This window comes from Sphingomonas suaedae, assembly GCF_007833215.1.
Lineage (GTDB): Bacteria > Pseudomonadota > Alphaproteobacteria > Sphingomonadales > Sphingomonadaceae > Sphingomonas > Sphingomonas suaedae.
Genome location: NZ_CP042239.1, coordinates 2,046,247 through 2,070,349, shown reverse-complemented (window position 1 = coordinate 2,070,349; position 24,103 = coordinate 2,046,247). Strand labels below are relative to the sequence as shown.

Here is a 24,103-nt window from a genome sequence, read left to right as displayed (position 1 = left end):
CGGCATCGGGCAACCGGTGAAGGCACGCGCGGGAGAGTTTGCGGGTCCCCGGATCCGGAACGCCGAAGGAGCAACCGCCCCGGAATCTCTCAGGCATCAGGGACCGCGCGGGCCACGACACTCTGGAAAGCGCTTGCCCCGTCAGGGGTGAGCCACCGAAGGGGTAAGTTCCGGACCAGCGCCGGGATCAAAGCTCTCAGGTTCCCGTGACAGAGGGGGCGACGGATGAATGGCCGCGCGGTGCGGCGTTCCGTCGTCAATTCTGGAGCGCGTGCCGTGACCGACACCTCTGATACGACCACGGGCAAGCCCGATTTTGTCGAAGAACTGATGCTGCTTCCGCTGGACGCGTGGCATCGTGCGCGCGGCGGGCGGATGGTGCCGTTCGCGGGCTATGAGATGCCGGTTCAGTATGAAGGGATCATGGCCGAGCATCAGTGGGTGCGCGAATCGGCCGGGCTGTTCGACGTGTCGCATATGGGGCAGCTGTTGCTGTCCGGCGAAAATCTCGATGCCGAGCTGGAGAAGCTGATCCCCGCCGATGTCGCGGGCGTCGCGGTGGGGCAGCAGAAATATTCGCTGTTGCTGGCCGAGAATGGCGGCATTCTCGACGACCTGATGTTCAGCCGTTGGCCGGGTGGCATCTACATGGTCGTCAACGGCGCGTGCAAATGGGACGATATCGCCCATCTGCGCGAGCATCTGCCCGACGCCATCGAAATCAATCACATGGACGAACATGCGCTGCTGGCGCTCCAGGGTCCGAAGGCGTTCGATGCGCTGAACCGCCATGTGACGGGCGAGTATCCGCTCGATGCGCTGGTGTTCATGAAGGGCGGCAAGTTCGAGATTGGCGGGGTTCCGGTCTATATCAGCCGATCGGGCTATACTGGTGAGGACGGGTTCGAAATCTCGATCCCCGCGGATCAGGCCGCCAAGGTCGCCGACCTGCTGTGCGGCGAGCCCGAGGTGAAGCCGATCGGTCTTGGCGCGCGCGATTCGCTGCGGCTTGAGGCGGATTTGCCGCTCTATGGCCATGACCTCGATCCCGAGACGACGCCGATCATGGCGACGCTGAACTTTGCGGTCGCAAGCAAGCGGCGGCGTGCGGAGGCGAACTTCCCCGGTGCCGAGCGCATCCTGCATGAGCGCGAGAACGGTCCGATCCAGCGCCGGGTCGGCCTGATCGTCGAAGGGCGTCAGCCGGTGCGCGAGGGCGCGTTGGTGCTGGATGATCAGGGCAACGAGGTTGGCCGCGTCACCAGCGGCGGCTTTGCCCCGACCGTGCAGAAGCCGATCGCGATGGCCTATGTGCCGACCGCAATGGCGCAAATCGGCACGCGCGTGACGCTGAGCCAGCGCGGCAAGATCCATCATGGCGAAGTCGTCGCCATGCCCTTCGTTCCACACAATTATGTTCGTCAGGGAGCATCGAAATGAGCCGTTACTTCACCGAAGATCATGAATGGATCGAACTCGACGGCGAGATCGCGACCGTCGGCATCACCGACTATGCGCAGAGCCAGCTGGGCGACATCGTATTCGTCGAGGTGCCCGAGGACGGCAAGGAAGTCGCCAAGGGCGATGACGCCGCGGTGGTCGAGAGCGTCAAGGCGGCCAGCGACGTCTACGCCCCCGTCAGCGGTACGGTGGTCGAGGGCAATGCGGCGCTGGAAGGTGAGCCGGCGCTGGTCAACAGCGACCCGGAGGGTGATGGCTGGTTCTTCAAGATGACGCTGAGCGACACCAGCGAGCTCGACTCGCTGATGAACGAGAGCGCGTACGCGGAATTCGTGAGCAAGCTGTGACCTCATTAGCCCCTCCCCTTCAGGGGAGGGGTTGGGGTGGGGCCTGTCCTCGCAACCGACGGTCTCGGTGAGACTGAGACGCCCCACCCCCAACCCCTCCCCTGAAGGGGAGGGGCTTTGGAGAATTCAATGCGCTACCTTCCTCTTACCCAGTCCGACCGGCAGGCGATGCTTGCCGCGGTCAATGCCGCGACGATCGACGATCTGTTCGCCGATGTTCCCGAAAGCGCGCGGCTGTCCGGGCCGGTCGCTGGGCTGCCGATGCATGCCAGCGAACTGGCGGTTGAGCGGCACATGTCGAAACTGGCGGCGAAAAACCTCTCGGCGGGAAGCGCGCCCTTCTTCCTCGGCTGTGGCGCCTACAAGCATCACGTGCCGGCCAGCGTCGATCATATTATCCAGCGCGGCGAGTTCCTGACCGCCTATACGCCCTACCAGCCGGAAATCGCGCAGGGTACGCTGCAGGTGATGTTCGAGTTCCAGACGCAGGTCGCGCGCCTGCTGGGCACCGATGTCGCCAACGCCTCGATGTACGATGGCTCGACCGCGTGCTGGGAGGCGATCGGCATGGCGCGGCGCATCACCAGGCGCGCCAAGGCGATCCTGTCGGGCGGGCTGCACCCCCATTATGTCTCGGTCGCCAACACCATGGCCAAATACACCGGCGACACGCTGGTGACCGCGGTGCCGGAGCTGACCGCCGAGCCGGATACGGCGAAGCTGATCGACCTGATCGACGACGATACCTCGTGCGTCGTGGTGCAATATCCCGACATTCTCGGCCGCATTGCCGACCTGTCCGACCTTGCTGCCGCATGCCAGGCGAAGAAGGCGCTGCTCGTCGCGGTGGTGACCGAGCCGGTTGCGCTGGGCGCGATCAAGTCGCCGGGCGAGATGGGTGCGGACATCGTCGTGGGCGAAGGCCAGTCGATCGGCGTCGGGCTGCAGTTCGGTGGCCCCTATGTCGGCCTGTTCGGGTGCAAGGAGAAATATGTCCGCCAGATGCCGGGCCGCCTGACCGGCGAGACGGTGGATGCCGAGGGCAAGCGCGGCTTCGTGCTGACGCTGTCGACCCGCGAGCAGCATATCCGGCGCGAGAAGGCGACGTCGAACATCTGCACCAGCTCGGTGCTGTGCGCGCTGGCGTGGTCGGTGCACATGACGTTGCTGGGTGAGAAGGGGCTGCGGCAGCTGGCGGCGCTCAACCATGCCGGCGCGAGCGCTGCGGCGGATCGGCTGGCGCAGGTGCCGGGGGTCGAGCTGGTGACGCCGACCTTCTTCAACGAATTCACGCTGAAGCTGCCCAAGGAAGCACGCCCGGTCGTGCGCGCACTCGCCGACAAGGGCATTCTGGCCGGCGTGTCGCTGGGCCGTCTCTATCCGGGCGAGGAGGCGTTGGAAAACGGCCTGGTCGTCGCGGTCACCGAAACCACCACGGCGGAGGATGTCGAAACCCTTGCCGCCGCGCTCCAGGAGGTGCTGGCATGAGCACGATCAACCAGAGCGGCTGGCGGCCGCAGATGAACGCGGTCGAGGGTGAGGCTGTAGCCACCTTTACCGGCAACCGTGCGCTGATGCTCGAAGAGGCGTTGATCTTCGAGATCGGTTCGCTCGACACGACCGGCGTCGATTTCGCCGAGGCGCCCCAGGCAACCTCGCGGCTGGGCGGGCTGGAGCGGCATCGCGATATCGGGCTGCCGGGCCTGAGCGAGCCGGAGGCGGTGCGCCATTACACCCGCCTGTCGCGCCAGAATTACGGCATCGACCTCGGCTTCTTCCCGCTGGGCAGCTGCACGATGAAGCATAATCCGCGCCTCAACGAGCGGATGGCGCGGCTTCCGGGCTTTGCCGATATTCACCCGCTCCAGCCGATCGACACAGTGCAGGGCGCGTTGGAGGTGATCGATCAGCTGGCGCACTGGCTGGTCACGCTGACCGGCATGAAGGCCGTGGCAATGTCGCCCAAGGCGGGCGCGCATGGCGAGCTGTGCGGTATCCTGGCGATCAAGGCGGCGCTGGAAGCGCGGGGCGAGGATCGCCGCGTGGTGCTGGTCCCCGAAAGCGCGCACGGCACCAACCCGGCCACGGCGGCGTTCGCGGGCTTCACCGTCGAGGATATCCCGGCGACCCCGGACGGGCGCGTCGATGTCGCGGCTCTGACCGCGCGGCTGGGGCCGGACGTGGCGGGGGTGATGATCACTAACCCCAATACCTGCGGCCTGTTCGAGCGCGATCTCAAGACGATCAGCGACGCAGTTCACGCGGCTGGCGGCTATGTCTATTGCGACGGCGCGAACTTCAACGCGATCGTCGGCAAGGTGCGCCCCGGCGACCTGGGCGTCGACGCGATGCACATCAACCTGCACAAGACCTTCTCCACCCCGCATGGCGGCGGTGGTCCGGGTTCGGGGCCAGTGGTGCTGTCGGAGGCGCTGGCACCCTTCGCACCGCTGCCGTTCGTCGAGCAGCAGGACGGCCGCTTCGTGCTGGTCGAGGAAGAGACGGCGGGCGAGCATCACGGGTCCAGCTTTGGCCGCATGGTCTCGTTCCACGGCCAGATGGGCATGTTCACGCGCGCGCTCACCTACATCCTCTCGCACGGCGCGGATGGGTTGAAGCAGGTGGCCGAGGACGCGGTGCTGAACGCCAATTACGTCCTGCGCAGCATGGAGGATGTGCTCGACGCTCCCTTCGCCAACAGCGGACCGTGTATGCACGAGGCGATCTTCAGCGACCGTGGGCTGGCTGAGGGCTTCTCGACGCTCGATATCGCCAAGGGGCTGATCGACGAGGGTTTCCACCCGATGACGGTCTATTTCCCGCTGGTCGTCCATGGCGCGATGCTGGTCGAGCCGACCGAGACCGAAAGCAAGGCGGCGCTGGACCAGTTCATCGGTGCGTTCCGATCGGTCGCGCAGCGGGCGAAAGCGGGCGATGCGGCGCTGAAATCCGCGCCGCACTTCGCCCCGCGGCGGCGGCTCGACGAGACGCAGGCGGCCAGAAAACCGGTGCTGGTGTGGAAGGAGCCGGCGCAGGCGGAAGCGGCGGAATAAGTCAGTTTTCGCCCGGGTCGTTTCGGGTTACCTCCTTCGGCGACGGCCATTGCGCCGGACTCAAGGGGGAAGGACGATGACCCGGACGATGTTTGCCGTTGCCCTGCTCGCAGTCACTGCGGCGCCCGCCATCGCGCAGCATAGCGATACGCGCATTCCGCAGGCCGAGACCGATGCCGACCGGGCAGAAGCGCAGCGCCTGTACGAGGCGCAGCGCCGGCGCGACCAGGCCGAGGCGGATCGCGTGGCAAAGACCAATCTCGACCGCCAGGCCGATTACGACCTGTATATCGCGCGCCAGAAGGCGGAATATGAGGCGAAGATGGCTGCGTGGCGGGCCGATGTCGCACGCCAGCAGGAGGAGGCCGCCCGCGTCCGCGCCGATTGGGAAGCGCGAGTGGCACGGTGCAAGGCCGGCGACCGGTCCGCGTGCGCGCCGAAATGAGCCTGGCCGTTTGATCCGACCGCATTCGAGGGTCTAACCTCCGTACGAACGGGGGACTTCGATGATTCGCGCGCTGAGCCTGCTAGCCGCCGCATTGATCCTGCCCGCAACCGCATGGGCGCAGGAAAGGCCCGTAGGCGACGCCGCCAGGATCGAAGCGTTCCGGGAGTTCGCCGCCGCCTATCGCAAGGAGCATCGCGTCCTCAGCTTCTCCTGGGCGATTGCGCGGGGAGACAGGATCATCGCCGCCGAGGGGATCGGCTGGCAGGACCATGATGCCGAGGAAAAGACGACGGCGGACACAACCTATCTGGTCGCGTCGATCACCAAGACCTTTTCCGCCGCAACGCTGATCGCGATGGACGCCGACGGGATCATCGATCTCGACGACGACTTCACCAAATTGTCCGACTGGAAGGGCCGGTGCGACTGGCTGTCGAGCAGCGGGATCGTTTTCGGCGGCGGGGTGAAGCTGGACGATGGCTATGTGCCGCCGAAGATCGATTGCTCGGCGAAGCTGACCTTGCGCAACGTGGTGCAGATGCGCGTGCTGGGGACGCCGGGGACCAACTTCCTCTACAATCCGATCGTTTATGGCCGCCTTGCCAACTGGGTCGAGGAGCAGACCGGCAAGCCGTTCGATTATTGGGTGCGCCGCTACGTCATCGACAAGGCGGGGCTGAAGGACGTCGCCGCGGGGTGGCGTGACACGAAGGGCGGACTCGCGCTCGTCAACCTCGCGCCGCCGTTCAAACATGTCCCGCCCGAGGTGGACGAGGATCAACTCGAGCCCTCTCCGTTGCCCAATCCCGAGATGAACGCGTCGAGCGGCATCATCGCGAGCGTGCGGGGACTGGCCGCCTATTCGATCGCGCTTGATCAGGGGCGGATCTTGCCGCCCGGCTTGCTGCGCACGATGTGGACGCCGGCGATCGACGCCGATGGGCGCGAGGCGAGCTATGCCTATGGTTGGTGGACCCAACGCTGGCGCGGGCAGCGGGTCGTCTGGCACGGCGGCTGGTGGCCCGATGCCTATGCGGGCCTGCTGCTCAAGGTGCCGGACAAGAAGCTGACGCTGGTGTTGCAGGGCAATACCGACGGGCTGAACTGGGGCAATCGACTGTACGTCGCCGAGGTGGAGAAGAGCCCGCTGGCGCTCAAATTCCTCGAACTGTTCGCGGCGGAGGGGCAGTGAACGGCGACCCGACGCCATGGATCGTCGCGGAGGATAAGGGCGATGTGCGCAAACATGCGCCCGCGACGCTGCGCAACCGTGAGGCGATCGTCGCAGTGCTCCGCGACCTGTTGCCAGAGCGTGGTCTGGTGCTGGAGGTTGCGAGCGGCAGCGGCGAACACGCCGTCTATTTCGCCGCTGCCTTTGCCGATCTGACGTGGCAGCCGAGCGATCCCGACGCGGCGGGACGCGCCTCGATCGCCTCCTGGAGCGCCGGTATTCCCAATATCGAACCACCGCTAGGCATCGACGCGGCCGCGCCGATCTGGCCCATCGACGCCGCCGATGCGTTGCTGTGCATCAACATGGTGCATATCAGCCCGTGGGAGGCGACGCTGGGACTTCTCGACGGTGCACTGCGACTGTTGCCGCCCGACGGCCCGCTGATCCTCTATGGCCCCTATCGCCGCGCCGATGTGCCGACCGCGCCGTCGAACGAAGCCTTCGACCATTCGCTCCGGGAACGCGATCCTCGCTGGGGGCTGCGTGACGTCGCCGATGTGACGCAGGCGGCGCAGGCGCGGGGGTTGCGCTTTGCCCGGCTGATCGAGATGCCCGCGAACAACCTGATGCTGGTGTACCGGAAATGACCGAACGCGAAGCAACCCGTGCCGACAATTTCACCGACGCGGCGTTCGCCTTTGCCGTGACGCTGATGGTGGTGGGCGGCGGCGGCGCGGCGGGCGATGGCGGCACGCTGGAAACCGCGGTCGCCGCGATCCCGAGCTTCGTGATCGGATTCGCGACGATGGCGATGTTCTGGTGGTCGCATGTCCGCTGGCGTCGGCTGCGCGGGGCGGGTGATGCGCGCTCGCTGCTGCTGACCCTGCTGCTCGTGTTCACCGTGCTGATCTATGTCGTCCCGCTGCGCGCGATGGCGGCGTCGTTCGCCGCGTTCCTGGTCGGCGACTTTGCCGGCTATAGCGGAAGCCTCAGCCGACTGTTCACCGTCTATGGCCTGGGATTTACAGCGATGTCGGCATTGACCGCTGCGCTGTACCATGATGTGCGCCGCCGCCCGGACCTCTCGCCTGATGACGCACGCGAGGGCAGGGGACAGGTCGGTATCTGGTCGATCCTTGCGGGGACCGGCTTTGCCTCAACCGCGCTGGCGCTGATCCCGGGTTTCGCCGCGGTCGCGCCGTTCCTTTATGCCACGCTCCCGATCAGCATCGGCATCTTCGCGTGGCGCTTCGACTGGAGTGGCACGCCGGGCAAGGCCGAGCCGTTGCTCGCGCCAGGCGATGTAGAGGCCGCTGGCGACGATGATCGGGGCGCCGACCCAGGTCCAGGGGCCGGGCAGCACCCCGAACAGGACATAGCCATAGAGCGTGGCCCAGAGCAGGCTTGAATAGTCCATCGGCACCACCGCCGAGACGGGGGCGAAGCGCAACGCGGCGGTGAGCGCGAGCTGGCCCGCGCCGCCGACCAGGCCGATGCCGATCAGAATCGCGAAGGTTGCCGCATCGTGCATCTGCGCGAAGAAGGGATAGGCGATCGCAAGCGGCGGGATCGACAGGGTCGAAAACCAGAAGACGGTCGTCGCCGGGCCCTCGGTCCGGCTCATATGGCGCAACTGGATCGCGATCAGCGCGACGAAGAAGGCGGCGGTGAGACCGACAAGCGCGCCGGTGAGCGGGATATGCCCGTCGCCCGGCTGAGTGACGATCAGCACGCCGACAAAGCCCGCCAGCACGGCACTCCAGCGGCGCCACCCGGTCGCCTCGCGCAGGATCAGCGCGCCGAGCAGCGTGGCGAAGATCGGCGCGGTGAACGACAGGGTCGTCGCTTCGGCCAGCGGGAGCAGCATCACCGCCCCGAAATTGAAGACCATGCCGGTCAGACCGATCATCGTGCGGTTGAGGTGCAGCCCGAACCGCTGTGTGCGCAGCGACGCGAATCCGGGACCGGCGGCGACCCAGGCGAGGATGAAGGGGATCGCGAACAGCTGACGGAACAGCAGGATTTCGCCAAGATGGGCGCCGCGTATCTCCACCAGCTTGATCAGCGCACCCATCGTCGAAAGCATGACGATGGCAACGAGGCGCAGGCCAAGGCCCGTCAGGATGCGATCGTTGTGCACGTGCGAACGGGTAGGGACGCGCGCCGCGCAGGGCAAGCCGTGAAGAGGCGTGACGGGCCGGATTTCCCGCGCTAATCGCGTCGGCATGATCAAACGCGCACTCAACGTCACCCGCGAAGCGGACTTCGCCGCCTGGTATCAGGCCGTCATCACCGAAGCCGATATGGCAGAGGAAAGCGGCGTGCGCGGGTGCATGGTCATCCGGCCATGGGGCTATGGCATCTGGGAGCGGATCCAGCGGCTGCTCGACGACCGCATCAAGGCCACGGGTCATGAGAATTGCTATTTCCCGCTGTTCATCCCGCTGAGCTATTTCGAGAAGGAGGCCGAGCATGTCGACGGCTTTGCCAAGGAAATGGCGGTCGTCACCCATCACCGGCTGATCCAGAAGGACGGACGACTGGTCCCCGATCCCGAGGCGAAGCTGGAGGAACCTTTGGTCGTTCGGCCGACGAGCGAGACGGTGATCGGCACCGCAATGGCGCGCTGGGTCCAATCGTGGCGCGACCTGCCCGTTCTCATCAACCAATGGGCGAATGTCGTCCGCTGGGAGATGCGCACGCGCATGTTCCTGCGCACCGCCGAATTCCTGTGGCAGGAGGGGCATACCGCCCACGCCACGGTCGACGAAGCGCGCGAAGAGACGATGAAGATGCTGGAGGTCTATCGCGAGTTCGCTGAGACCTGCCTCGCCATGCCGGTCGTGGCGGGGGAAAAGCCGGAGAATGAGCGCTTCCCCGGCGCGGTCGCGACCTACAGCATCGAGGCGATGATGCAGGACGGCAAGGCGCTGCAGGCGGGCACGTCGCACTTCCTCGGCACCACCTTCTCCAGCGCGCAGGGTATCAAGTTCCAGAATGCCGAAGGGCAGCAGGAACTCGCGCAGACGACGAGCTGGGGCGTGTCCACCCGCATGATCGGCGGCGTCATCATGGTGCATGGCGACGATGACGGCCTGCGCGTGCCGCCGCGCATCGCGCCCTGGCAGATCGTGATCGTGCCGATGCTGCGCGACAATGACGAGGACGCCGCGCTGATCGATTATTGCAAGGGGTTGCAGGCGGAGCTGGCCAAAGGGTCGGCGCTGGGCGAGCCGGTGCGCGCGCTGCTCGACCTCAAGGCGGCGAAGGCGGCGACCAAGCGCTGGGGCTGGGTCAAGAAGGGCGCGCCGGTGGTGATCGAGGTCGGCGGGCGCGACATGGCGGGCGGCAATGTGTCGGTGATCCGCCGCGACCGGCTGTATCGCGAGGATGGCAAGCTCGACAGCGCGGTGGTGGCGAAGGGCGATTTCGTGGCCGGGGCGGCGGGGCTGCTGGAGGAGATCCAGGCGAGACTGCACGCCGATGCACGCGCGCGAATGGACGCGAATATCGTCCGTGGGGTCGACAGCTTCGACGCGCTCAAGGCGCATTTCGAGGGGGCGGGGAAATATCCCGGTTGGGTCGAGGTGCAGTGGAGCAAGCCGGAGGGGGCCGAGCTGGATGCAGTGGTCGAGCGGATCAAGGCGCTGAAGCTCACTTTCCGCAACGTTCCGCTGGACGCAACTCCAGCCGATGGGACGTGCGTCTTCACCGGCCAGCCCGCGGTCGAGCGGATACTGGTCGCCCGCGCCTATTGATCGGCGGTTACGTTTCCGGGGAGGTTGCGAATGGCGGTTGTCGAATCGGTGCCGATCACGCGGGCGGCGCGGGCGCGGCGGAAGATCGTCGCGGCCTTCTATGCGCAGCACGCGATCACGCCGCTCGATACGATTCTCTATACGCCGCCGGATGACCTCAAGCCGATGTTCGACAAGATGATCGCGCAACGCGTGATCCGGCGCGAGGCGCAGGGCTATTACTGGCTCGACCGGCGCGCCTATGACGCGGTGATCGCCCACCAGCGGCGCAAGATGGTCCCGGTGGCGATCGCGGTGTCCGTGGTGCTGGCGCTGGTGCTGATGCTGTTTTTCTACCGGGGGTGACCAGATTATATCCTCCCCGTCAGGGGGAGGGTAAGGGGTTACGCCTTCACGACGAATTTCAGCCCTGCATTCGCCTCCAGCCGCGCCTTCAAGGGCTCGGCCATCAGTGCGCCCGGGGTCCAGACGCCGCCTTCGCCATCGACGTCGCGGATCAGGCACAAAGCGGCTTCGGCGATCATCTTGCTCGTCGAGCCATAGCCGGGATCGCGGTCGCCGGTGACGGTGCAGGTGAGCGATTCGCCGGTCGGCATTTCGGCGATGAAGTCGACTTCGTAGAAACCAGCCTCGCGCTCTTCCTTGGACGGGCCTTCGCCGGGCGCCGGCCCCTTGTCGGCATTCATCGGGTTCATTTTCGCGATCGCCTCGGCCGCGGCCTTGCCGATGTCGCCAAGGCCGGGGGCAACCATCATCTCGTCATAGCGAAAGTCGGTGCCATAGGGGTGTCCCGCGAGAAAGTTGGTGCGGTGGACATTCTTGGTATTGATAACCGCCATCACGAACGGCGCGACCCAGCCGCCCACGGCTTCGTCATATTCTGGCATCACGCCCTTGGGCTGATCCGGACCCTCGAAGCCCGGCGTCAATGCGAATGGGTCGAGCAGGATCTTGAAAACCGAAGGGTTCTTCGCCGCCGCCGCAGCGGTCGCCTTGCCGCTGGCAAAGGTGCCGCCGGAGAAGGTGCCCTGCATCTTGCGCACGCGGCCTTTCACGCGCGGGGCGGGGCGGCCCCATTTGGCGATTGCGGCCTGCTGGACGGTCCAGACGCCGAGATCGAAGGGGATCGAGTCGAAACCGCAGGACAGGACGATGCGCGCGCCGCTCGCCTTGGCCGCCGTCTGGTGGCGGTCGATCACGTCGTGCATCCAGTTGGGCTCGCCGCACAGATCGACATAGCCGGTGCCGGTCGCAACGCACGCGGCGACGAGGTCGTTTCCGTGAAGCTGATACGGGCCAACGGTGGTCAACACGACCTTCGCCCGCGCAGTGAGGGCGCGAAGCGCGGCGGGGTCGTCGGCATTGGCGGTCAGCAGCGGGGTGGCGGCAGGCGCGCCGATTTCGTTGCGCACCGCCTCCAGCTTCGTGAGCGACCGGCCCGCCATCGCCCAGTTCAGCGTGCCGTCTGTGTAGCGTTGCGCCAGATATTCGGCGACAAGGCGGCCGGTGAAGCCGGTTGCGCCATAGACGATCAGGTCGAACTCGCGGGTCATGCTATCCTCTCCGATTTTCGCCCACCGTACCGTGCTTTCAAATTATTGGAAAGCCGGGGTCCTGCGCGCGGCGCGCCTGTGCATGGGCCTCGGCGCGTGAGAGAAGCACGTCGAGATCCTCCCGGCTGATGTCGAAACTGTCGGGCAGGTCCGCGAGCGCGCGGTCGATATCGTCGAGATGAAAGCCGGTGGGAACCGGCGCCACGGGCAGCGGCGCGGGCTGGTGCGGGTAACTGTGCGTCGACACGCGGTGGAAGACCATTGCCAGCGCGACGAGCGCGATCGAGTTGAGTGCGACCGGCGCGAAGGCGAAGGCGTAACCTGCGGCATGAACGCTGTCGCTGCCGATCACGGCGGTCAGGGCGGCGGCCCCACCGGGCGGGTGGAGGCATCGGCACAGCGACATGGCGAGGATCGCGAGTCCCACCGCGAGGCCCGCAGCGATCATCGGATCGCCGACATGGCGGAACACCGCGATCCCGAGCAGTGCGGAGATCATATTGCCCCCGACGACCGGCCAGGGCTGAGCGAGCGGGCTGGAGGGCACGGCAAAGATCAGCACGGCCGACGCGCCCATGGGCGCGACGATCAGCGGCAGGTCGGATGCCGTCAGTGGCAGCCCGATGGACACGAACATGGTCAGCGCGATGCAAATCGTCGCGCCGATACAGGCGACGATCCGGTCGAGCGGACGGGCACCGGCGAGGATGGGGCGGAAAAATCTGAACGACATCGGCGTCGCCTTATCGGAAGGGTCGCAGCGGCGGGAACAGAAGTTTCTTGAGGTCGGCAAAGGCGGCGGCGGCTGACACCCTTGAATCCGCATCGGCGCTTCCCGACTATCGGCAGCCCTGGTTACGGAAAGCTCAATCGATGCGGCTCAATGGTTCGTCGGATCTAGCGCAATTTCGCGTGCAGCGGCATTTCGCCGATCACCGGGCTGTGTCGCCTGACACGGCGATCGAATATGCGCCCGGCCCGGTCGAGCGAAGGGCGTTCGACCAGATGCGTGCGTCCGGCGTGATCCGGGAGGCGCATCCGGCGCACTACTGGTTCGACCTCGACCGGATGGGCCAGGACCGGCGGCGGACGCGCAATCCCAAAGCGCGTATCGCGATCGTGCTGGCCGTGCTGATGGGCGCGGCGTTGATCTGGATGATCCCCTAGAGTGTGGTTCAGCAAGGCTGAACCGGTGCCGCGATTCAGCGCAGCTGAATCCGCCCCTAACGCCGCTTGGTGATCAGAACGTCCTGCAGCACCAGTGCGTCGAGTGCGGTCTCGGCGAAGAGCGCGACCGCCTCATCGGGGCGCTCCACCATCGGCATGCCGCGGCGGTTGAGGCTGGTGTTGAGCAGCACCGGCAGTCCGGTGGCGGCGTAGAAGGCGTCGATCAACGCGGCGAAATCCGGATTCCAGCTCCGATCGACCGTCTGCACCCGCGCGGTTCCGTCGACATGGGTGACGTTGCGCAGAACCTCCGCCATTTCCGGACGGGTGCGGTCGATCAGGATCATGTACGGGCTGTTGCGTCCGCTGACGAAACAGCTGGCCGCGTGTTCGGGGAGGACGGCCGGTGCGAAGGGCCGGAAGTCTTCGCGAAACTTGATATTGGCGTTGATATGGTCGCCGATACCCGGCGTGCCGGGATGCGCCAGGATGCTGCGCCGCCCCAGCGCACGCGGGCCGAACTCGCTCCCGTCGCGAAACCAGGCGAGCGTGCTGCCCTGGGCCAGCAGCGCTGCGGCGCGATCGATCAGAACGGCGGTGTCCAGCCGCTCGATCGACCAGTCGGAAGGCGCACCGGTGAGCGCTGCGGCGATCGCGTCGGTTTCATAATGGCGGCCGAAACAGGTGCTGCCGTCGTGCGGCACCTTGTCGCGCCCCAGCACCTCGATCCAGCCATGATAGGCGCAGCCGAGCGCCAGGCCGTTGTCGCCTGCGGCCGGCTCCATATAGAGATCGCCGACGATCCCCTCGTCGAGCAGCCGAGCATTGGCGACGGCGTTGAGCGCGACGCCACCCGCATAGCAGAGCTGGGGTGAGGGATGCTGTGCCAACCGCGCGCGGAACAGCGCGGCGACCGCTGTTTCGACCTCGCCCTGTGCCCAGCGCGCGATGTCGGCATAATATTGGAAATCGGCCCGGAATGCGGGGTAATCGCTGGCGGGCCTGTCGAACGCCGCCTGCCACCCGTCGGCGACGAAGATGCGTCCGTCGCGCATGTCGAACGCGCGATGAGGAACCATGCCGGGCCGGCCATAGGGCGCCAGGCCCATCAACTTGCCGACATCGTCGAGATTGCCGAAGACATAGTGGCTGACCGCGGAATAAAAGCCGCCGATCGAATGGCGTGTCGTCCGCATCCGCATGGGCGCGGCGAGGTCCTGTCGGGCGAGCGGGCTGAAATCCTTGGCCAGCGTCGTCATATGGCGCCCGTCGAAGCGGTAGAAACTGTCCTTTTCGCACCACATTGCCGCATCCGGCGCGTCGAGCCCGGCGGGCAGCGTCACGCCGTCGAGGTCGGTGCACTGCCCTAGCGGACTTCCGCAGCCATCGAGGATCAGAATTCCGCAGGTATCGAACGGGCTGGTACCCGCCGCACTCCAGGCATGGGCGAGGTGATGAGAAATCGTGACGATCGGCGGATGGATGCTCCCGGCGAACAGGCGGGCCCCTGCGAAACGCGCGCGGTCCGGAATGTCGAAATTCGCGCATTGCACGACCAGCGTCAGATCCCCGATCCCGATCCCTTCCGCATCGAGGCAGTAGGTGATCGCCGCGCTGTCATTGCCGCCGTCATGCTTGCGCCGGGTCAGCCGCTCCTTCTCGATCCCGACGCACACCCGGCCATCCTTGAGCAGCACCGCCGACCCGTTGTGAGACAGGCCTGTGCCAAGGACATAGACGGGGCGCGTGCTGGTCAGGGTTCAGACACTCTCGCTGAACTGAAGGCTGGCGAGGCGGGCGTAGAGGCCGCCCTTGGCCACCAGTTCGGCATGGGTGCCGGTTTCGACGATCCGCCCTTCGTCCATCACCACGATCCGTTTCGCCGCGCGGACGGTGGCGAGGCGGTGGGCGATCACCAGCGTGGTGCGACCCTGCATCAGCCGTTCGAGCGCATCCTGAACCAGCCGCTCGCTTTCCGCGTCGAGCGCGCTCGTCGCTTCGTCGAGCAGCAGGATCGGGGCGTCGCGCAGCAGCGCGCGGGCGATGGCGATGCGCTGGCGTTGCCCGCCGGACAAGCGGGCGCCGTCCTCGCCAAGGAAGGTATCGAGGCCCTCGGGAAGGTCGCGCAGGAAGTCGGCGGCGTTAGCGGCCTGCGCAGCCTCCCAGATCTGCTCTTCGGTCGCGTCCCAGCGGCCATAGCGCAGATTGTCTCGTGCCGACGCGGCGAAGATCACGGTTTCCTGAGGCACCATCGCCATGCGCGCGCGGACCTCGGTCGGATCGGCGCGGCGCAGGGGCACGCCATCGACGCGGACCTCGCCCCCCTCGGGATCGTAGAAGCGCTGGACGAGCTGGAACAAGGTCGATTTACCCGCGCCCGAGGGGCCGACCACGGCGACGGTCTCGCCGGGCGCGACCGAGAGGTTGAAGTCGGTGAGCGCGGAGACTTCGGGGCGGGTGGGGTAACGGAAGGTGACGCCCGCGAACTCGATCGCGCCGCGGGCCGGGACCGGGAGCGGGATCGGGTCGGCAGGCGCCGCGATCTCCGGCTCCTCCGCCAGCAATTCGGCGAGTCGGGCCGCCGCGCCCGAAGCGCGGAGTAGGTCGCCATAAACTTCGGTGAGCGCGCCGAACGCGCCGGTGACGAGGCCGGCGGTGATGACGAAGGCGGTGATCGAACCGCCGGAGATGCGCCCCTGCGCGACGCCGTACACGGCATCCCACATGATGAGGGTGATCGCGGTGAACAGCGCGAAGATGACGAGCGCGGTCATGATCGCGCGCGTGGCGAAGCGCTTGCGCGCGGTGGCGAAGCCGCGATCGACCGCGGCCTGGAAGCGCTCGCCCTCCCGCCGTTCCTGCCCGAACGCCTGGACGATCCGCATCGCCCCCAAGGTTTCCGACGCGATCGAGCCGATGTCCGCGACCCGGTCCTGGCTGGTGCGCGAGAAGCGGCGGACGCGCCCGCCCAGCCACATGATCGGCAGCACGATGACCGGGATGCCGACCAGCAGATAGGCGGCGATCTTGGGCGCGAGCACGAAGAGATAGACAGTACCGCCGATCGCGATCAGCAGGTTGCGCAGCGCGACCGAGACGGTGGTGCCGACGATCTGTTCGACCACGGCGGTGTCGGCGGTAAGGCGACTGGCGATTTCCGACGGTCGGTTCTCTTCGAACCAGCGCGGGGGCAGGCGCAGCAGATTGCGGTGCACCGCAGCGCGCATGTCCGCGACGGTCCGCTCGCCCAGCCAGGAGACGAAGTAGAAGCGCATCGCGGTGGCGAAGGCGAGGACGACGACGACCAGCAACAGGCCCTGGAAATAGCCGCCGATCTGGCTGGGGTCGGCGCCGGATGCGAAGCCCTTGTCCACCACTTCCTTGAACGTACGCGGGATCCAAAGCGTCGCGCCCGCCGCGAGCAGCAGGGCGAGGATCGCGAGGCCGAGCTGGAGCGGGTAGCGACGGGTATAGCCCCACACGATCGTCAGGCTGGACAGCTTGCGCGGCGGCTGGGCGGCGGGCGGCTGGGCGGGGGCGGGGGGCGATACGGGCTCGGCCATGCCGCCGCCTAGCGCGATGGCTGGCGCAAGGGAACCGGTTTGAATCACACTTCCGCTTGCCCTTAGCCTGTCGACGGGCGATCGTTTCAGCACGCGGGCCGGATCGAAAATTGGGTACGTCGCGTTTGCACCGCAGCATGACGCCGCTATAACCTATATCAGACTAGTGTTTTGGCCCCGACCGGGGCGGGGATGTTGACTGCCGATGTTGTACAATGCCTATGAACTTCAGCGCTCGATGCTGGCAGGCGCAAGCGCGCTGGCCAATTTCAGTGCGGGGCTGCTCAATAATCCCGCCAATCCCTTTGCCTATTTCGGTGGGGGTCCGATTCTCGCCTCGGCGCTCGAAGTGTTCGCCCATGCCGCGGCGCCGCGCGGCAAGCCCGAATTCGGGCTGGAGTCCACGACGATCGACGGCAAGCGGGTCGACGTCCGTGAGGAAATCGTGCTGCGCAAGCCGTTCGGGCAGCTCAAGCGGTTCGTGCGCGAGGGCGTTGAGGGCGGGCCGAAGTTGCTGATCGTTGCCCCGATGAGCGGACATTTCGCCACCCTGCTTCGGGGGACGGTGGAGCGGATGCTGCCGGTGGCGGACGTCTATATCACCGACTGGCGCGATGCGCGGCAGGTGCCGCTGGCCGATGGCCGCTTCGACCTCGACGACTATGTCGATTATCTGGTGGAATTTCTGGCAACGATCGGAGCGGAAGACGATGCGCGCGCGCATGTGCTGGCGGTGTGCCAGCCTTCGGTCCCCGCCTATGCCGCGGTCGCGCTCATGAATGCCGACAAGCATCCCAACACGCCGCGCACGCTGACCATGATGGGCGGGCCGATCGACACGCGCGAAGCGCCGACCGCGGTCAACACGCTGGCGACCGAACGCCCCCATGCCTGGTTCCAGCACAATGTGATCGCGACCGTTCCGGCGACCTATCCCGGCGCCGGACGAACGGTCTATCCGGGCTTTCTCCAACTGGCCGGATTCATGACGATGAATCTGGGCAACCACATGAATTCGCACTGGGAGATGTTCAAGCATCTGGTGAAGGGCGATGGCGAGAGCGCGGAATCGACGATGCGATTCTATGACGAATATCGATCGGTCTGCGACATGACGTCGGAATTCTACCTCCAGACGATCGATGTGGTGTTCCAGAGCCATGCGCTGCCCAAGGGCGAGATGATGCATCGTGGCCGCCGCGTCGATCCCGCCGCAATCACCGATACCGCGCTGCTGGCGATCGAGGGGGAGAAGGACGATATCTCGGGACTTGGCCAGACCAGGGCGGCGCTGACCATCGCGACGAAGCTGCCGGAGAAGATGAAGAAATATCACATGGCTCCGGACGTAGGCCATTATGGTATTTTCAACGGCAGCAAATGGCGGACGAAGATCGCGCCGGTGCTTGAGGAATGGATCGCAACGCATAGCTGAACGGCGGCGCTGAACGGCGGCGGCATTAGCTGAAGCCGCTTGCCCTGAGCCTGTGGAAGGGCCGCCTGATGCCCTCCAAGAGGGGCGGAGGGGTGCTTCGACAAGCTCAGCACAAACGGAATGCTGGGTTCCGGTTGAGAGCGTGCGCTTCTAGGCGCCCCCGCCTCACTCAATCATAGCCAAGCATCAGAAATTCAAAGACCAGCCATGCGATCAGCGCCCATAACGCGATCACGATAGCGATGCCCCATTTGCTGACGGGACGCGCCGACGCGGCTTCAGCCGCCGCGCGGTGTTCGGCGAGCAGCGCGGGAGGCACGAGGCGGGCGAACAGCCAGACTCCGGCCGGAATCAGCACCGCATCGTCGATCAGCCCCAGCACCGGGATGAAGTCCGGAATCAGATCGATCGGCGACAGCGCATAGGCTGCGACCAGCAACCCCACCAGTTTCGCAAGCAGCGGCGTGCGCGGATCGCGGACGGCGAGCCAGACGGCATGTGCCTCGACACGGATACGGTGGGTAAAGCTGCTTCCCATGGGCGAGGCTTTGCGCGCGCCGAGACGGGCGTCAAGCCGCATGGGCAGGCGCGCATGGTTGCCTTGCGCGGAAAAGGCGCCAAGAAACGGGTATGAACGAGAGCGATCCCATTCGCGCGCTGATCGATGCGGGGCGTATCGACGAGGCGGTGGCTCAGGTCGAAGACGGTGCGCGGGCCGGAGATCCGGCAAGCCTTTGGCGGCTGGCGGATTGGCGACTGTTCGGATTGTACGGCCCGCAGGATTTCGGTGCCGCGCACATGGCACTTGCCGCCGCCGCGGCAAAGGGACTGGCGAAGGCGGGGCGTGCGCGAGCATATCTGATCGCGGCGGGAATTGGGTGCGCGCCCGATTTCGAGGGTGCGGTGGCGATGTTGCGCGCGGTGGACGATGCGGAGTCCCGCGAACAACTGGCATTGCTGGAAGTGTCGCCTGGGTTCAGCGAAGCGATGGGCGCGCCGCGCACGATCCTGAGCGAGCGACCCCTGATCGTGCGGATCACGGGGTTCGCAAGCGCGGAGGAATGCGATTATCTGGCGATGCGGAGCGCCGACGCGCTGCAACCGGCGTTGGTGGTTGATCCCGTGACAGGGGATGGCAAGCCCGATCCGGTTCGCCGTTCGGACGCGATGTCGATCCTGGCGCTCGACGAGGATCTGGTTGTCCACAATCTAAACCGACGCATCGCCGCAGCGACGGGCACATCGACGCGACAGGGCGAGCCACTGAACGTCCTTCGGTACGCGCCCGGCCAGGAATTCCGGCGTCACCATGATGCCTATGCGGGGGTTCCAGGGCCGACGCAGCGCATTCTGACCGTGCTGGTCTGGCTCAATGACGGCTATTCCGGCGGCGAGACGGTATTCACCGAACTGGGATTGCGGGTGGCGGGTCGCAAGGGCGACGCGCTGGTGTTTCGCAACACGCTCGACGATGGCCGCCGCGACGAGCGTGGATGGCACGCGGGAGCGCCGGTGGGAAGCGGTGAGAAATGGCTGGCGAGCCGGTGGATCCGGGCAGGCGTCTATACGCCCGAATAACGTCAGTTGCGGGTCGTCCTAATTCAAAACGATTCTAGGGGGCTGGGCGGAGCGCGCTGGTGACCAGTTCGACCAGCCTATCCGCATAATGCGTCGGCGGCTCCGGCGTCAGCCCGGTGAGCCAGGAGCGGGCAAGCCACTGGCTGGGGCCGAAGACGAGCGCGGCGACAAGTTGAGGATCGATGGGGCGCAGGCGTCCGGCCATGGCATGGGGTGCGCCCCAGGCGAGAAAGCGCTGCGTGAATTCGGCATTGAGCGCCTGGACCGGCGCGGCATGGGCGCGGGTCCAGGTGGAACTCGCGCATTCGATCATGAAATTGTGCCGCTTGGGATTCGCCTCCTGATAGGCGAGCGTTGCGCGGACGGCGGCGGCGAGCGCATCGATGGGATCGCCCTCATGCGCCTCCAGCGCGGCGATCGCATGGTTCCAATAGGCGCGGCGTTCATCGAGATAGACGTGCAGCGCGACGCCATTCTTCGATCCGAAATGATGGAAGATGCTGCCGTTCGAAACCCCCGATGCGTCGCGAATATCCTGAATCGACACCGCTTCCAGTCCGCGTTCGGCGAAGAGACGCGCAGCGGCATCCAGTACGCGGGTCCGGGTTTCCTCTGCCTTCGACGTCATCACGATTCTCATACTGGTTCAGATTAGATTAATGCTCTAGAGTGCTAATCTAGCTTAATGCTCCAATCGGCATAGCCGCAGCGTGAGGGCAGGGCAATCGATCCGCGATGGGGAGAAAGATGATGCGACTGTTGGTTGTGGGTGCGATGATGGCCATCGCGATGCCGGCTGCGGGCGGGCAGTTCATGAAAATCGAGGATATCAAGGGCGAATCCAGGAACGATGCCCGCTGCGCCAACGCGCCCGATATCGTTACCGGCGCTGGTCCGGGAGGAGGTCCCCGGGCCAGGCTGACCGTCCGCAAGAGCGGCGGCGATGGCGAGGCGGTCCAAGGCAGTGTGGATCGCGATATCATCCGCCGCATTCCGCGAGGCCCCAAACCGAAGGCACAGGAGGCGCGCAATGGGGTTCAGGTCGCTGCGGGCGACGTGACCGGCGATGGCGCTCCCAAGCCGGGGCGAACCAAGGTCGGCGACATCACGCTGAAACGTGGGGCCGCACCCGAGGGGTGTTGAACTGCCGAGGGGCAGAGATGAAAGCGATCTCGCCCCCTTTGGGGGTCGGGCCGTCGCCGCACTTCAGCTCAGCTGAAACCGACTCTAGCGCCCCCCGCGATAGGCGGGGAGTGCCAGCTTCCAGACGATCGCCGCTGCGCGCAACGCGAACCCGGCGGCTGCGGCGAGGATTCCGGCGGCATAGAGGGGCAGCCCGGCGAGGCTGAGCGCAACATGGAGGCCGGAGGCAAGCGCTGCGGCGGTAACGTAGAGTTCGGGGCGCATCAGGATCGACGGCTCGCCCGCCAGCACGTCGCGGATGATGCCGCCGGCGCAGGCGGTGAGCACGCCCATCAGCATCGCCGGGATCGGCGGGATGCCATATTCGAGCGCCTTGGCCGCGCCGAACACGGCATAGGCGGCAAGCCCCGCAGCATCGAGCCAGTCGAAGCCGCGCCCGTCCCACCAGCGCTGCGGGGTGACCCAGATGATTGCCGCAACGCCGAGGCACAGCGCCGCGACGAAGGGATGGTGAACCCACCAGACCGGCGCGCCGATCAGCAGGTCGCGGATCGTGCCGCCGCCGACTCCGGTGACGAGCCCGAAAAAGGCGGCGGTGACGAAGGTCTGGCTGCGTCCCGCTGCGGCGAGCGCCCCGGTTGCCGCGAACACGGCGATGCCGAACAGGTCGAGCCAGGGGAGGAAAGAGCCAAGCGGGAGCGGATCGGGAGCCATGGGCTCCCTGTTCCACCCCGGCCGGTCCGCGTCAAATCAGCGCGCGGCGCCGCTTGCCCCGACCCGGTTCACCGCGCGTAGCACGCGATTGATGTGCATCACCGGGAGCATTGCCGCCTTGAAGATCGTCGCCATCAGCAACAGCGTCATGGCGGGGAGGCCCCAGCGCAGCGCCTCCAGCGTTTCTGTCGCGCCGAAGAAGCGCCACGCGGCATAGACGCCGGCGAAGAACATCAGCGTCTGGGCGACCAGCACCACGGCACTGGTCCAGCCGATGCTGCCGCGGAACATCGATCCCACCTGGGTCAAATATCCGGGCTCCTCTCCGATCCGGCGCAGCAGGTCGCGCTCCTCGGCCGCGATGGCGGCCTCGATTTCGGCGTCACGCATGGTCTTCTCCTTCCAATATGGCCTTGAGCCTGGCGCGGGCGTGCATCAGGCGGGTCTTGACGGTTCCGGCGGGGATGCCGAGCGCGACCGCGGTTTCGGCGACGCTCAGCCCCTCGAAATAATGCAGCGCCACCGCCGCGCGATGGCCGGGTGCGAGCGTGGCGACGGCGTGGCGCAGCGCCGACCGGTCTGCCGCGTCCTCGGGGCCGGCCGGTGGGGGTGGCGCGTCCTTTTCAAGCGCGGCGGCGAGCGCGCGGCCCGCGACGCGATCGCCGATCGCCGCCGCGGTCTTGCGCGTGACGATGCGATAGGCCCAGGCGGGAAAGGCGCGTTCGTCGCGCAACCGACCGAGGCCACGAACGATGTCGATCCACGCGGCCTGCACAGCCTCTTCCGCAAGGGCGCGTTCGCCGGTCAGCCGCCAGCCATGCGCCACCAGTCTACGGTGCCAGCGGCGGGCGAGCAGCGCGATCGCGCGCCGATCCCCGCCCTGCGCGGCCGTCACCAGCCAGGCGTCCATCGCGTGATCGGCTTCGTTCTGGTCCCCGTTCATGCAATCAAGGTGCGCCCGAATTGCCATTCGGTTCAATCGGCGACGCCGGTGGGAGCGATTTATCGCGCGGTTCGGGCTTGGCGGCGCTGCCCGCATGTGGAGAATGGCACGAATGCAGTCCTATGCCCCCCGCTTCATTGCGCTTGCCGTCGCGCTCGCGGCGCTGGCCGGGTTCGTCGATGCGATCGCCTTCACCCGGCTGGGCGGCTATTTCGTGTCGTTCATGAGCGGCAATTCGACGCGGCTGGGGGTCGGAATCGGGCTGGCCGATGGCACCGCGGTCCTGGCGGCGGCGCTGATCCTCGCCTTTGTCGCGGGGGTGATGGGCGCCGCGATCATTGCGCGGCGCTTTGCGGAGCGGCGCAAGGTTGCGGTGCTGGGCGCGGTCACTGCAACGCTCGCCGCCGCAGCTGGGTTGTGGATGATACGGCCCGGGCCGCTGCCGTTGTTGCTGGTCGCGGCGGCGATGGGCATGGAGAATGGCGTGTTCGCACGCGACGGCGAGGTGGCGATCGGCGTCTCCTATATGACCGGATCGCTGGTGCGGATGGCGCAGCGGCTGGCGGGCGCACTGATGGGCGATCCCGACCGCTGGGCATTTGTGCCGCATCTGATGCTGTGGCTGGGTTTTGCGGTCGGCGTAGTGATGGGGGCGAAGGTCGGCTTGGCGGCGGCCGATCTGGCGCTATGGATCGCTGCACTGGCCGCTGGCGGGCTGACGCTGGTCGCGGCGGGGCTGACCCGAGGAGCGACCCGATGACCTATCTGCCCGCCGCCGACCGCTATGGCGGCACAATGCCCTATCGCCGGTGCGGACGCAGCGGGATTGTGTTGCCCGCCGTGTCGCTGGGCCTGTGGCAAAATTTCGGCGGAGTCGATGCCTATGAGACTGGCCGTGCGATGCTGCTGCGGGCGTTCGATCGGGGCGTGACGCATTTCGATCTCGCGAACAATTACGGCCCGCCCTACGGATCGGCGGAGGAGACGTTCGGTCGGGTGCTGGCGAACGATCTGCGGCCGCATCGCGACGAATTGATCGTGTCGACCAAGGCGGGGTGGGATATGTGGCCCGGTCCCTATGGCGATGGCGGGAGCCGCAAATACCTCATCGCCAGCCTCGACCAGTCGCTGCGGCGAATGGGGCTCGACTATGTCGACATCTTCTATTCGCACCGGATGGATGCCGATACGCCGATCGAGGAGACGATGGGCGCGCTGGTGCAGATGCACCGGCAGGGCAAGGCGCTCTATGTGGGCATTTCGAGCTACACGCCCGAGGCGACGCGACGCGCGGCGGAAATCCTGACCGCCGAGGGCGTGCCGCTGCTGATCCACCAGCCCGATTATTCGATGCTGAGCCGCTGGGTCGAGGATGGCCTGCTCGACGTGCTGGAGGAAGTGGGGGCGGGGTGCATCGCCTTTTCGCCGCTGGCGCAGGGACTGCTTGGCGGGCGCTATCTGAACGGGGTGCCGGAGGATGCGCGCGCCGCGAAGGATTTCTCGCTGCGGCGCGAGCGGCTGACCGATGCGCTGGTGGCGCGGCTGCGCGGGCTGAACGACATCGCGGCGGCGCGTGGTCAGACGCTCGCGCAGATGGCGATCGCCTGGGTGCTGCGCGACGCGCGCGTCACCTCCGCGCTGATCGGCGCGCGGACGGTGGAGCAGCTGGACAATTCGCTCGACGCGGTCAAGCGGCTGGAGTTCAGCGGCGAGGAACTGGCGGCAATCGACCGGTTCGCCGCGAAGCCGGGGGAGCGGGTGTAAAT

General features: G+C 66.5%; 25 protein-coding genes, 1 pseudogene and 1 riboswitch. Of the genes and pseudogenes, 16 read left to right on the top strand and 10 right to left on the bottom strand.

The features are described 5' to 3' along the window. The first annotated feature begins 19 nt into the window (after window positions 1-19). Window positions 20-116: riboswitch (glycine riboswitch) on the top strand. 160 nt (window positions 117-276) lie between these two features. The 8 genes and pseudogenes from gcvT to FPZ54_RS20340 all read left to right on the top strand — a co-directional run. Then, on the top strand, window positions 277-1,440 hold the full coding sequence (gene gcvT / locus FPZ54_RS09845) for a glycine cleavage system aminomethyltransferase GcvT (RefSeq protein ID WP_422396566.1): 1,164 nt from the start codon (window positions 277-279) through the stop codon (window positions 1,438-1,440). Continuing rightward, the gene (gcvH, locus tag FPZ54_RS09840) at window positions 1,437-1,808 is read left to right on the top strand and encodes a glycine cleavage system protein GcvH (protein ID WP_145846802.1); all 372 of its coding nucleotides are present in this window, start codon (window positions 1,437-1,439) and stop codon (window positions 1,806-1,808) included. The genes gcvT and gcvH overlap by 4 nt, the downstream gene beginning before the upstream one ends. Window positions 1,809-1,937: 129 nt before the next feature. Continuing rightward, window positions 1,938-3,296, top strand: a complete 1,359-nt coding sequence (gene gcvPA, locus FPZ54_RS09835; RefSeq protein ID WP_145846800.1) for an aminomethyl-transferring glycine dehydrogenase subunit GcvPA — start codon at window positions 1,938-1,940, stop codon at window positions 3,294-3,296. Next, window positions 3,293-4,861 carry an aminomethyl-transferring glycine dehydrogenase subunit GcvPB gene (gene gcvPB, locus FPZ54_RS09830; protein WP_145846798.1) on the top strand — a complete coding sequence of 523 codons (1,569 nt, stop codon included), beginning with the start codon at window positions 3,293-3,295 and terminating at the stop codon, window positions 4,859-4,861. The genes gcvPA and gcvPB overlap by 4 nt, the downstream gene beginning before the upstream one ends. Window positions 4,862-4,937: 76 nt before the next feature. Continuing rightward, window positions 4,938-5,306, top strand: a complete 369-nt coding sequence (locus FPZ54_RS09825) for a hypothetical protein (protein WP_145846796.1) — start codon at window positions 4,938-4,940, stop codon at window positions 5,304-5,306. 61 nt (window positions 5,307-5,367) lie between these two features. After that, a complete protein-coding gene (locus FPZ54_RS09820; protein WP_145846794.1) occupies window positions 5,368-6,501 on the top strand; it encodes a serine hydrolase domain-containing protein in 1,134 nt (377 codons plus the stop codon). Further along, on the top strand, window positions 6,498-7,130 hold the full coding sequence (locus FPZ54_RS09815; RefSeq protein ID WP_186456989.1) for a DUF938 domain-containing protein: 633 nt from the start codon (window positions 6,498-6,500) through the stop codon (window positions 7,128-7,130). The genes FPZ54_RS09820 and FPZ54_RS09815 overlap by 4 nt, the downstream gene beginning before the upstream one ends. Further along, window positions 7,127-7,378, top strand: a pseudogene (locus FPZ54_RS20340) (TMEM175 family protein); the annotation flags it as partial. The gene FPZ54_RS09815 and the pseudogene FPZ54_RS20340, both read left to right, overlap by 4 nt. Before the next feature lie 261 nt (window positions 7,379-7,639). On the opposite strand, the gene FPZ54_RS09805 reads toward FPZ54_RS20340, so the two are convergent. After that, a complete protein-coding gene (locus tag FPZ54_RS09805) occupies window positions 7,640-8,623 on the bottom strand; it encodes a DMT family transporter (RefSeq protein WP_338419566.1) in 984 nt (327 codons plus the stop codon). A gap of 85 nt (window positions 8,624-8,708) precedes the next feature. Here FPZ54_RS09805 and proS point away from each other — a divergent pair, with 85 nt between their 5' ends. Both proS and FPZ54_RS09795 read left to right on the top strand, forming a co-directional pair. Continuing rightward, window positions 8,709-10,241, top strand: coding sequence for a proline--tRNA ligase (gene proS, locus FPZ54_RS09800; protein ID WP_145846787.1), 1,533 nt, complete (start codon window positions 8,709-8,711; stop codon window positions 10,239-10,241). 30 nt (window positions 10,242-10,271) lie between these two features. Next, the gene (locus FPZ54_RS09795) at window positions 10,272-10,586 is read left to right on the top strand and encodes a hypothetical protein (protein WP_145846786.1); all 315 of its coding nucleotides are present in this window, start codon (window positions 10,272-10,274) and stop codon (window positions 10,584-10,586) included. A gap of 38 nt (window positions 10,587-10,624) precedes the next feature. Here the strand turns inward: FPZ54_RS09795 and FPZ54_RS09790 are convergent, their stop codons facing one another. Together FPZ54_RS09790 and FPZ54_RS09785 are read right to left on the bottom strand one after the other, a co-directional pair. Continuing rightward, window positions 10,625-11,794, bottom strand: coding sequence for a saccharopine dehydrogenase family protein (locus FPZ54_RS09790; RefSeq protein WP_145846784.1), 1,170 nt, complete (start codon window positions 11,792-11,794; stop codon window positions 10,625-10,627). 37 nt (window positions 11,795-11,831) lie between these two features. Beyond that, a complete protein-coding gene (locus FPZ54_RS09785; protein WP_145846782.1) occupies window positions 11,832-12,527 on the bottom strand; it encodes an HPP family protein in 696 nt (231 codons plus the stop codon). A 140-nt stretch (window positions 12,528-12,667) separates the two neighbouring features. Between FPZ54_RS09785 and FPZ54_RS09780 the strand changes: the two genes are divergently transcribed. Beyond that, a complete protein-coding gene (locus FPZ54_RS09780) occupies window positions 12,668-12,961 on the top strand; it encodes a hypothetical protein (protein ID WP_186456988.1) in 294 nt (97 codons plus the stop codon). A gap of 56 nt (window positions 12,962-13,017) precedes the next feature. Here the strand turns inward: FPZ54_RS09780 and FPZ54_RS09775 are convergent, their stop codons facing one another. Together FPZ54_RS09775 and FPZ54_RS09770 are read right to left on the bottom strand one after the other, a co-directional pair. Further along, window positions 13,018-14,679, bottom strand: coding sequence for a carbamoyltransferase family protein (locus tag FPZ54_RS09775; protein ID WP_277872333.1), 1,662 nt, complete (start codon window positions 14,677-14,679; stop codon window positions 13,018-13,020). Between the two features lie 42 nt (window positions 14,680-14,721). Then, window positions 14,722-16,524: an ABC transporter transmembrane domain-containing protein gene (locus FPZ54_RS09770; RefSeq protein WP_145846777.1), complete on the bottom strand. Its 1,803-nt coding sequence runs from the start codon at window positions 16,522-16,524 to the stop codon at window positions 14,722-14,724. Window positions 16,525-16,729: 205 nt separating this feature from the next. Here FPZ54_RS09770 and FPZ54_RS09765 point away from each other — a divergent pair, with 205 nt between their 5' ends. Further along, window positions 16,730-17,959, top strand: a complete 1,230-nt coding sequence (locus FPZ54_RS09765; protein WP_145846775.1) for a polyhydroxyalkanoate depolymerase — start codon at window positions 16,730-16,732, stop codon at window positions 17,957-17,959. Window positions 17,960-18,128: 169 nt separating this feature from the next. On the opposite strand, the gene FPZ54_RS09760 is transcribed toward FPZ54_RS09765, so the two are convergent. Further along, window positions 18,129-18,539, bottom strand: a complete 411-nt coding sequence (locus FPZ54_RS09760) for a YkvA family protein (RefSeq protein WP_338419565.1) — start codon at window positions 18,537-18,539, stop codon at window positions 18,129-18,131. Window positions 18,540-18,589: 50 nt separating this feature from the next. Between FPZ54_RS09760 and FPZ54_RS09755 the strand changes: the two genes are divergently transcribed. After that, on the top strand, window positions 18,590-19,537 hold the full coding sequence (locus FPZ54_RS09755; protein WP_145846770.1) for a prolyl hydroxylase family protein: 948 nt from the start codon (window positions 18,590-18,592) through the stop codon (window positions 19,535-19,537). 34 nt (window positions 19,538-19,571) lie between these two features. On the opposite strand, the gene FPZ54_RS09750 is transcribed toward FPZ54_RS09755, so the two are convergent. Next, window positions 19,572-20,165 (bottom strand): TetR/AcrR family transcriptional regulator, encoded by a 594-nt coding sequence (locus tag FPZ54_RS09750; protein WP_186456987.1) that lies wholly within the window; start codon window positions 20,163-20,165, stop codon window positions 19,572-19,574. 119 nt (window positions 20,166-20,284) lie between these two features. On the opposite strand from FPZ54_RS09750, the gene FPZ54_RS09745 reads away from it, so the two are divergent. Beyond that, a complete protein-coding gene (locus FPZ54_RS09745) occupies window positions 20,285-20,680 on the top strand; it encodes a hypothetical protein (protein ID WP_145846766.1) in 396 nt (131 codons plus the stop codon). An 84-nt stretch (window positions 20,681-20,764) separates the two neighbouring features. Here FPZ54_RS09745 and FPZ54_RS09740 read toward each other — a convergent pair whose 3' ends face one another. Genes FPZ54_RS09740 through FPZ54_RS09730 form a run of 3 tightly spaced genes read right to left on the bottom strand, consistent with a single transcriptional unit; the run spans window position 20,765 to window position 22,337 of the window. After that, on the bottom strand, window positions 20,765-21,394 hold the full coding sequence (locus tag FPZ54_RS09740; RefSeq protein ID WP_145846764.1) for a trimeric intracellular cation channel family protein: 630 nt from the start codon (window positions 21,392-21,394) through the stop codon (window positions 20,765-20,767). Between the two features lie 36 nt (window positions 21,395-21,430). Beyond that, window positions 21,431-21,784: a DUF6768 family protein gene (locus FPZ54_RS09735; protein ID WP_145846762.1), complete on the bottom strand. Its 354-nt coding sequence runs from the start codon at window positions 21,782-21,784 to the stop codon at window positions 21,431-21,433. After that, the gene (locus FPZ54_RS09730) at window positions 21,777-22,337 is read right to left on the bottom strand and encodes an RNA polymerase sigma factor (RefSeq protein ID WP_145846760.1); all 561 of its coding nucleotides are present in this window, start codon (window positions 22,335-22,337) and stop codon (window positions 21,777-21,779) included. The genes FPZ54_RS09735 and FPZ54_RS09730 overlap by 8 nt, the downstream gene beginning before the upstream one ends. A 112-nt stretch (window positions 22,338-22,449) precedes the next feature. On the opposite strand from FPZ54_RS09730, the gene FPZ54_RS09725 reads away from it, so the two are divergent. Both FPZ54_RS09725 and mgrA read left to right on the top strand, forming a co-directional pair. Continuing rightward, the gene (locus tag FPZ54_RS09725) at window positions 22,450-23,097 is read left to right on the top strand and encodes a YoaK family protein (protein ID WP_145846758.1); all 648 of its coding nucleotides are present in this window, start codon (window positions 22,450-22,452) and stop codon (window positions 23,095-23,097) included. After that, window positions 23,094-24,101 carry an L-glyceraldehyde 3-phosphate reductase gene (gene mgrA / locus FPZ54_RS09720; RefSeq protein ID WP_145846756.1) on the top strand — a complete coding sequence of 336 codons (1,008 nt, stop codon included), beginning with the start codon at window positions 23,094-23,096 and terminating at the stop codon, window positions 24,099-24,101. Before FPZ54_RS09725 ends, mgrA begins: the two co-directional genes overlap by 4 nt. The last annotated feature ends 2 nt before the right edge of the window (window positions 24,102-24,103 follow it).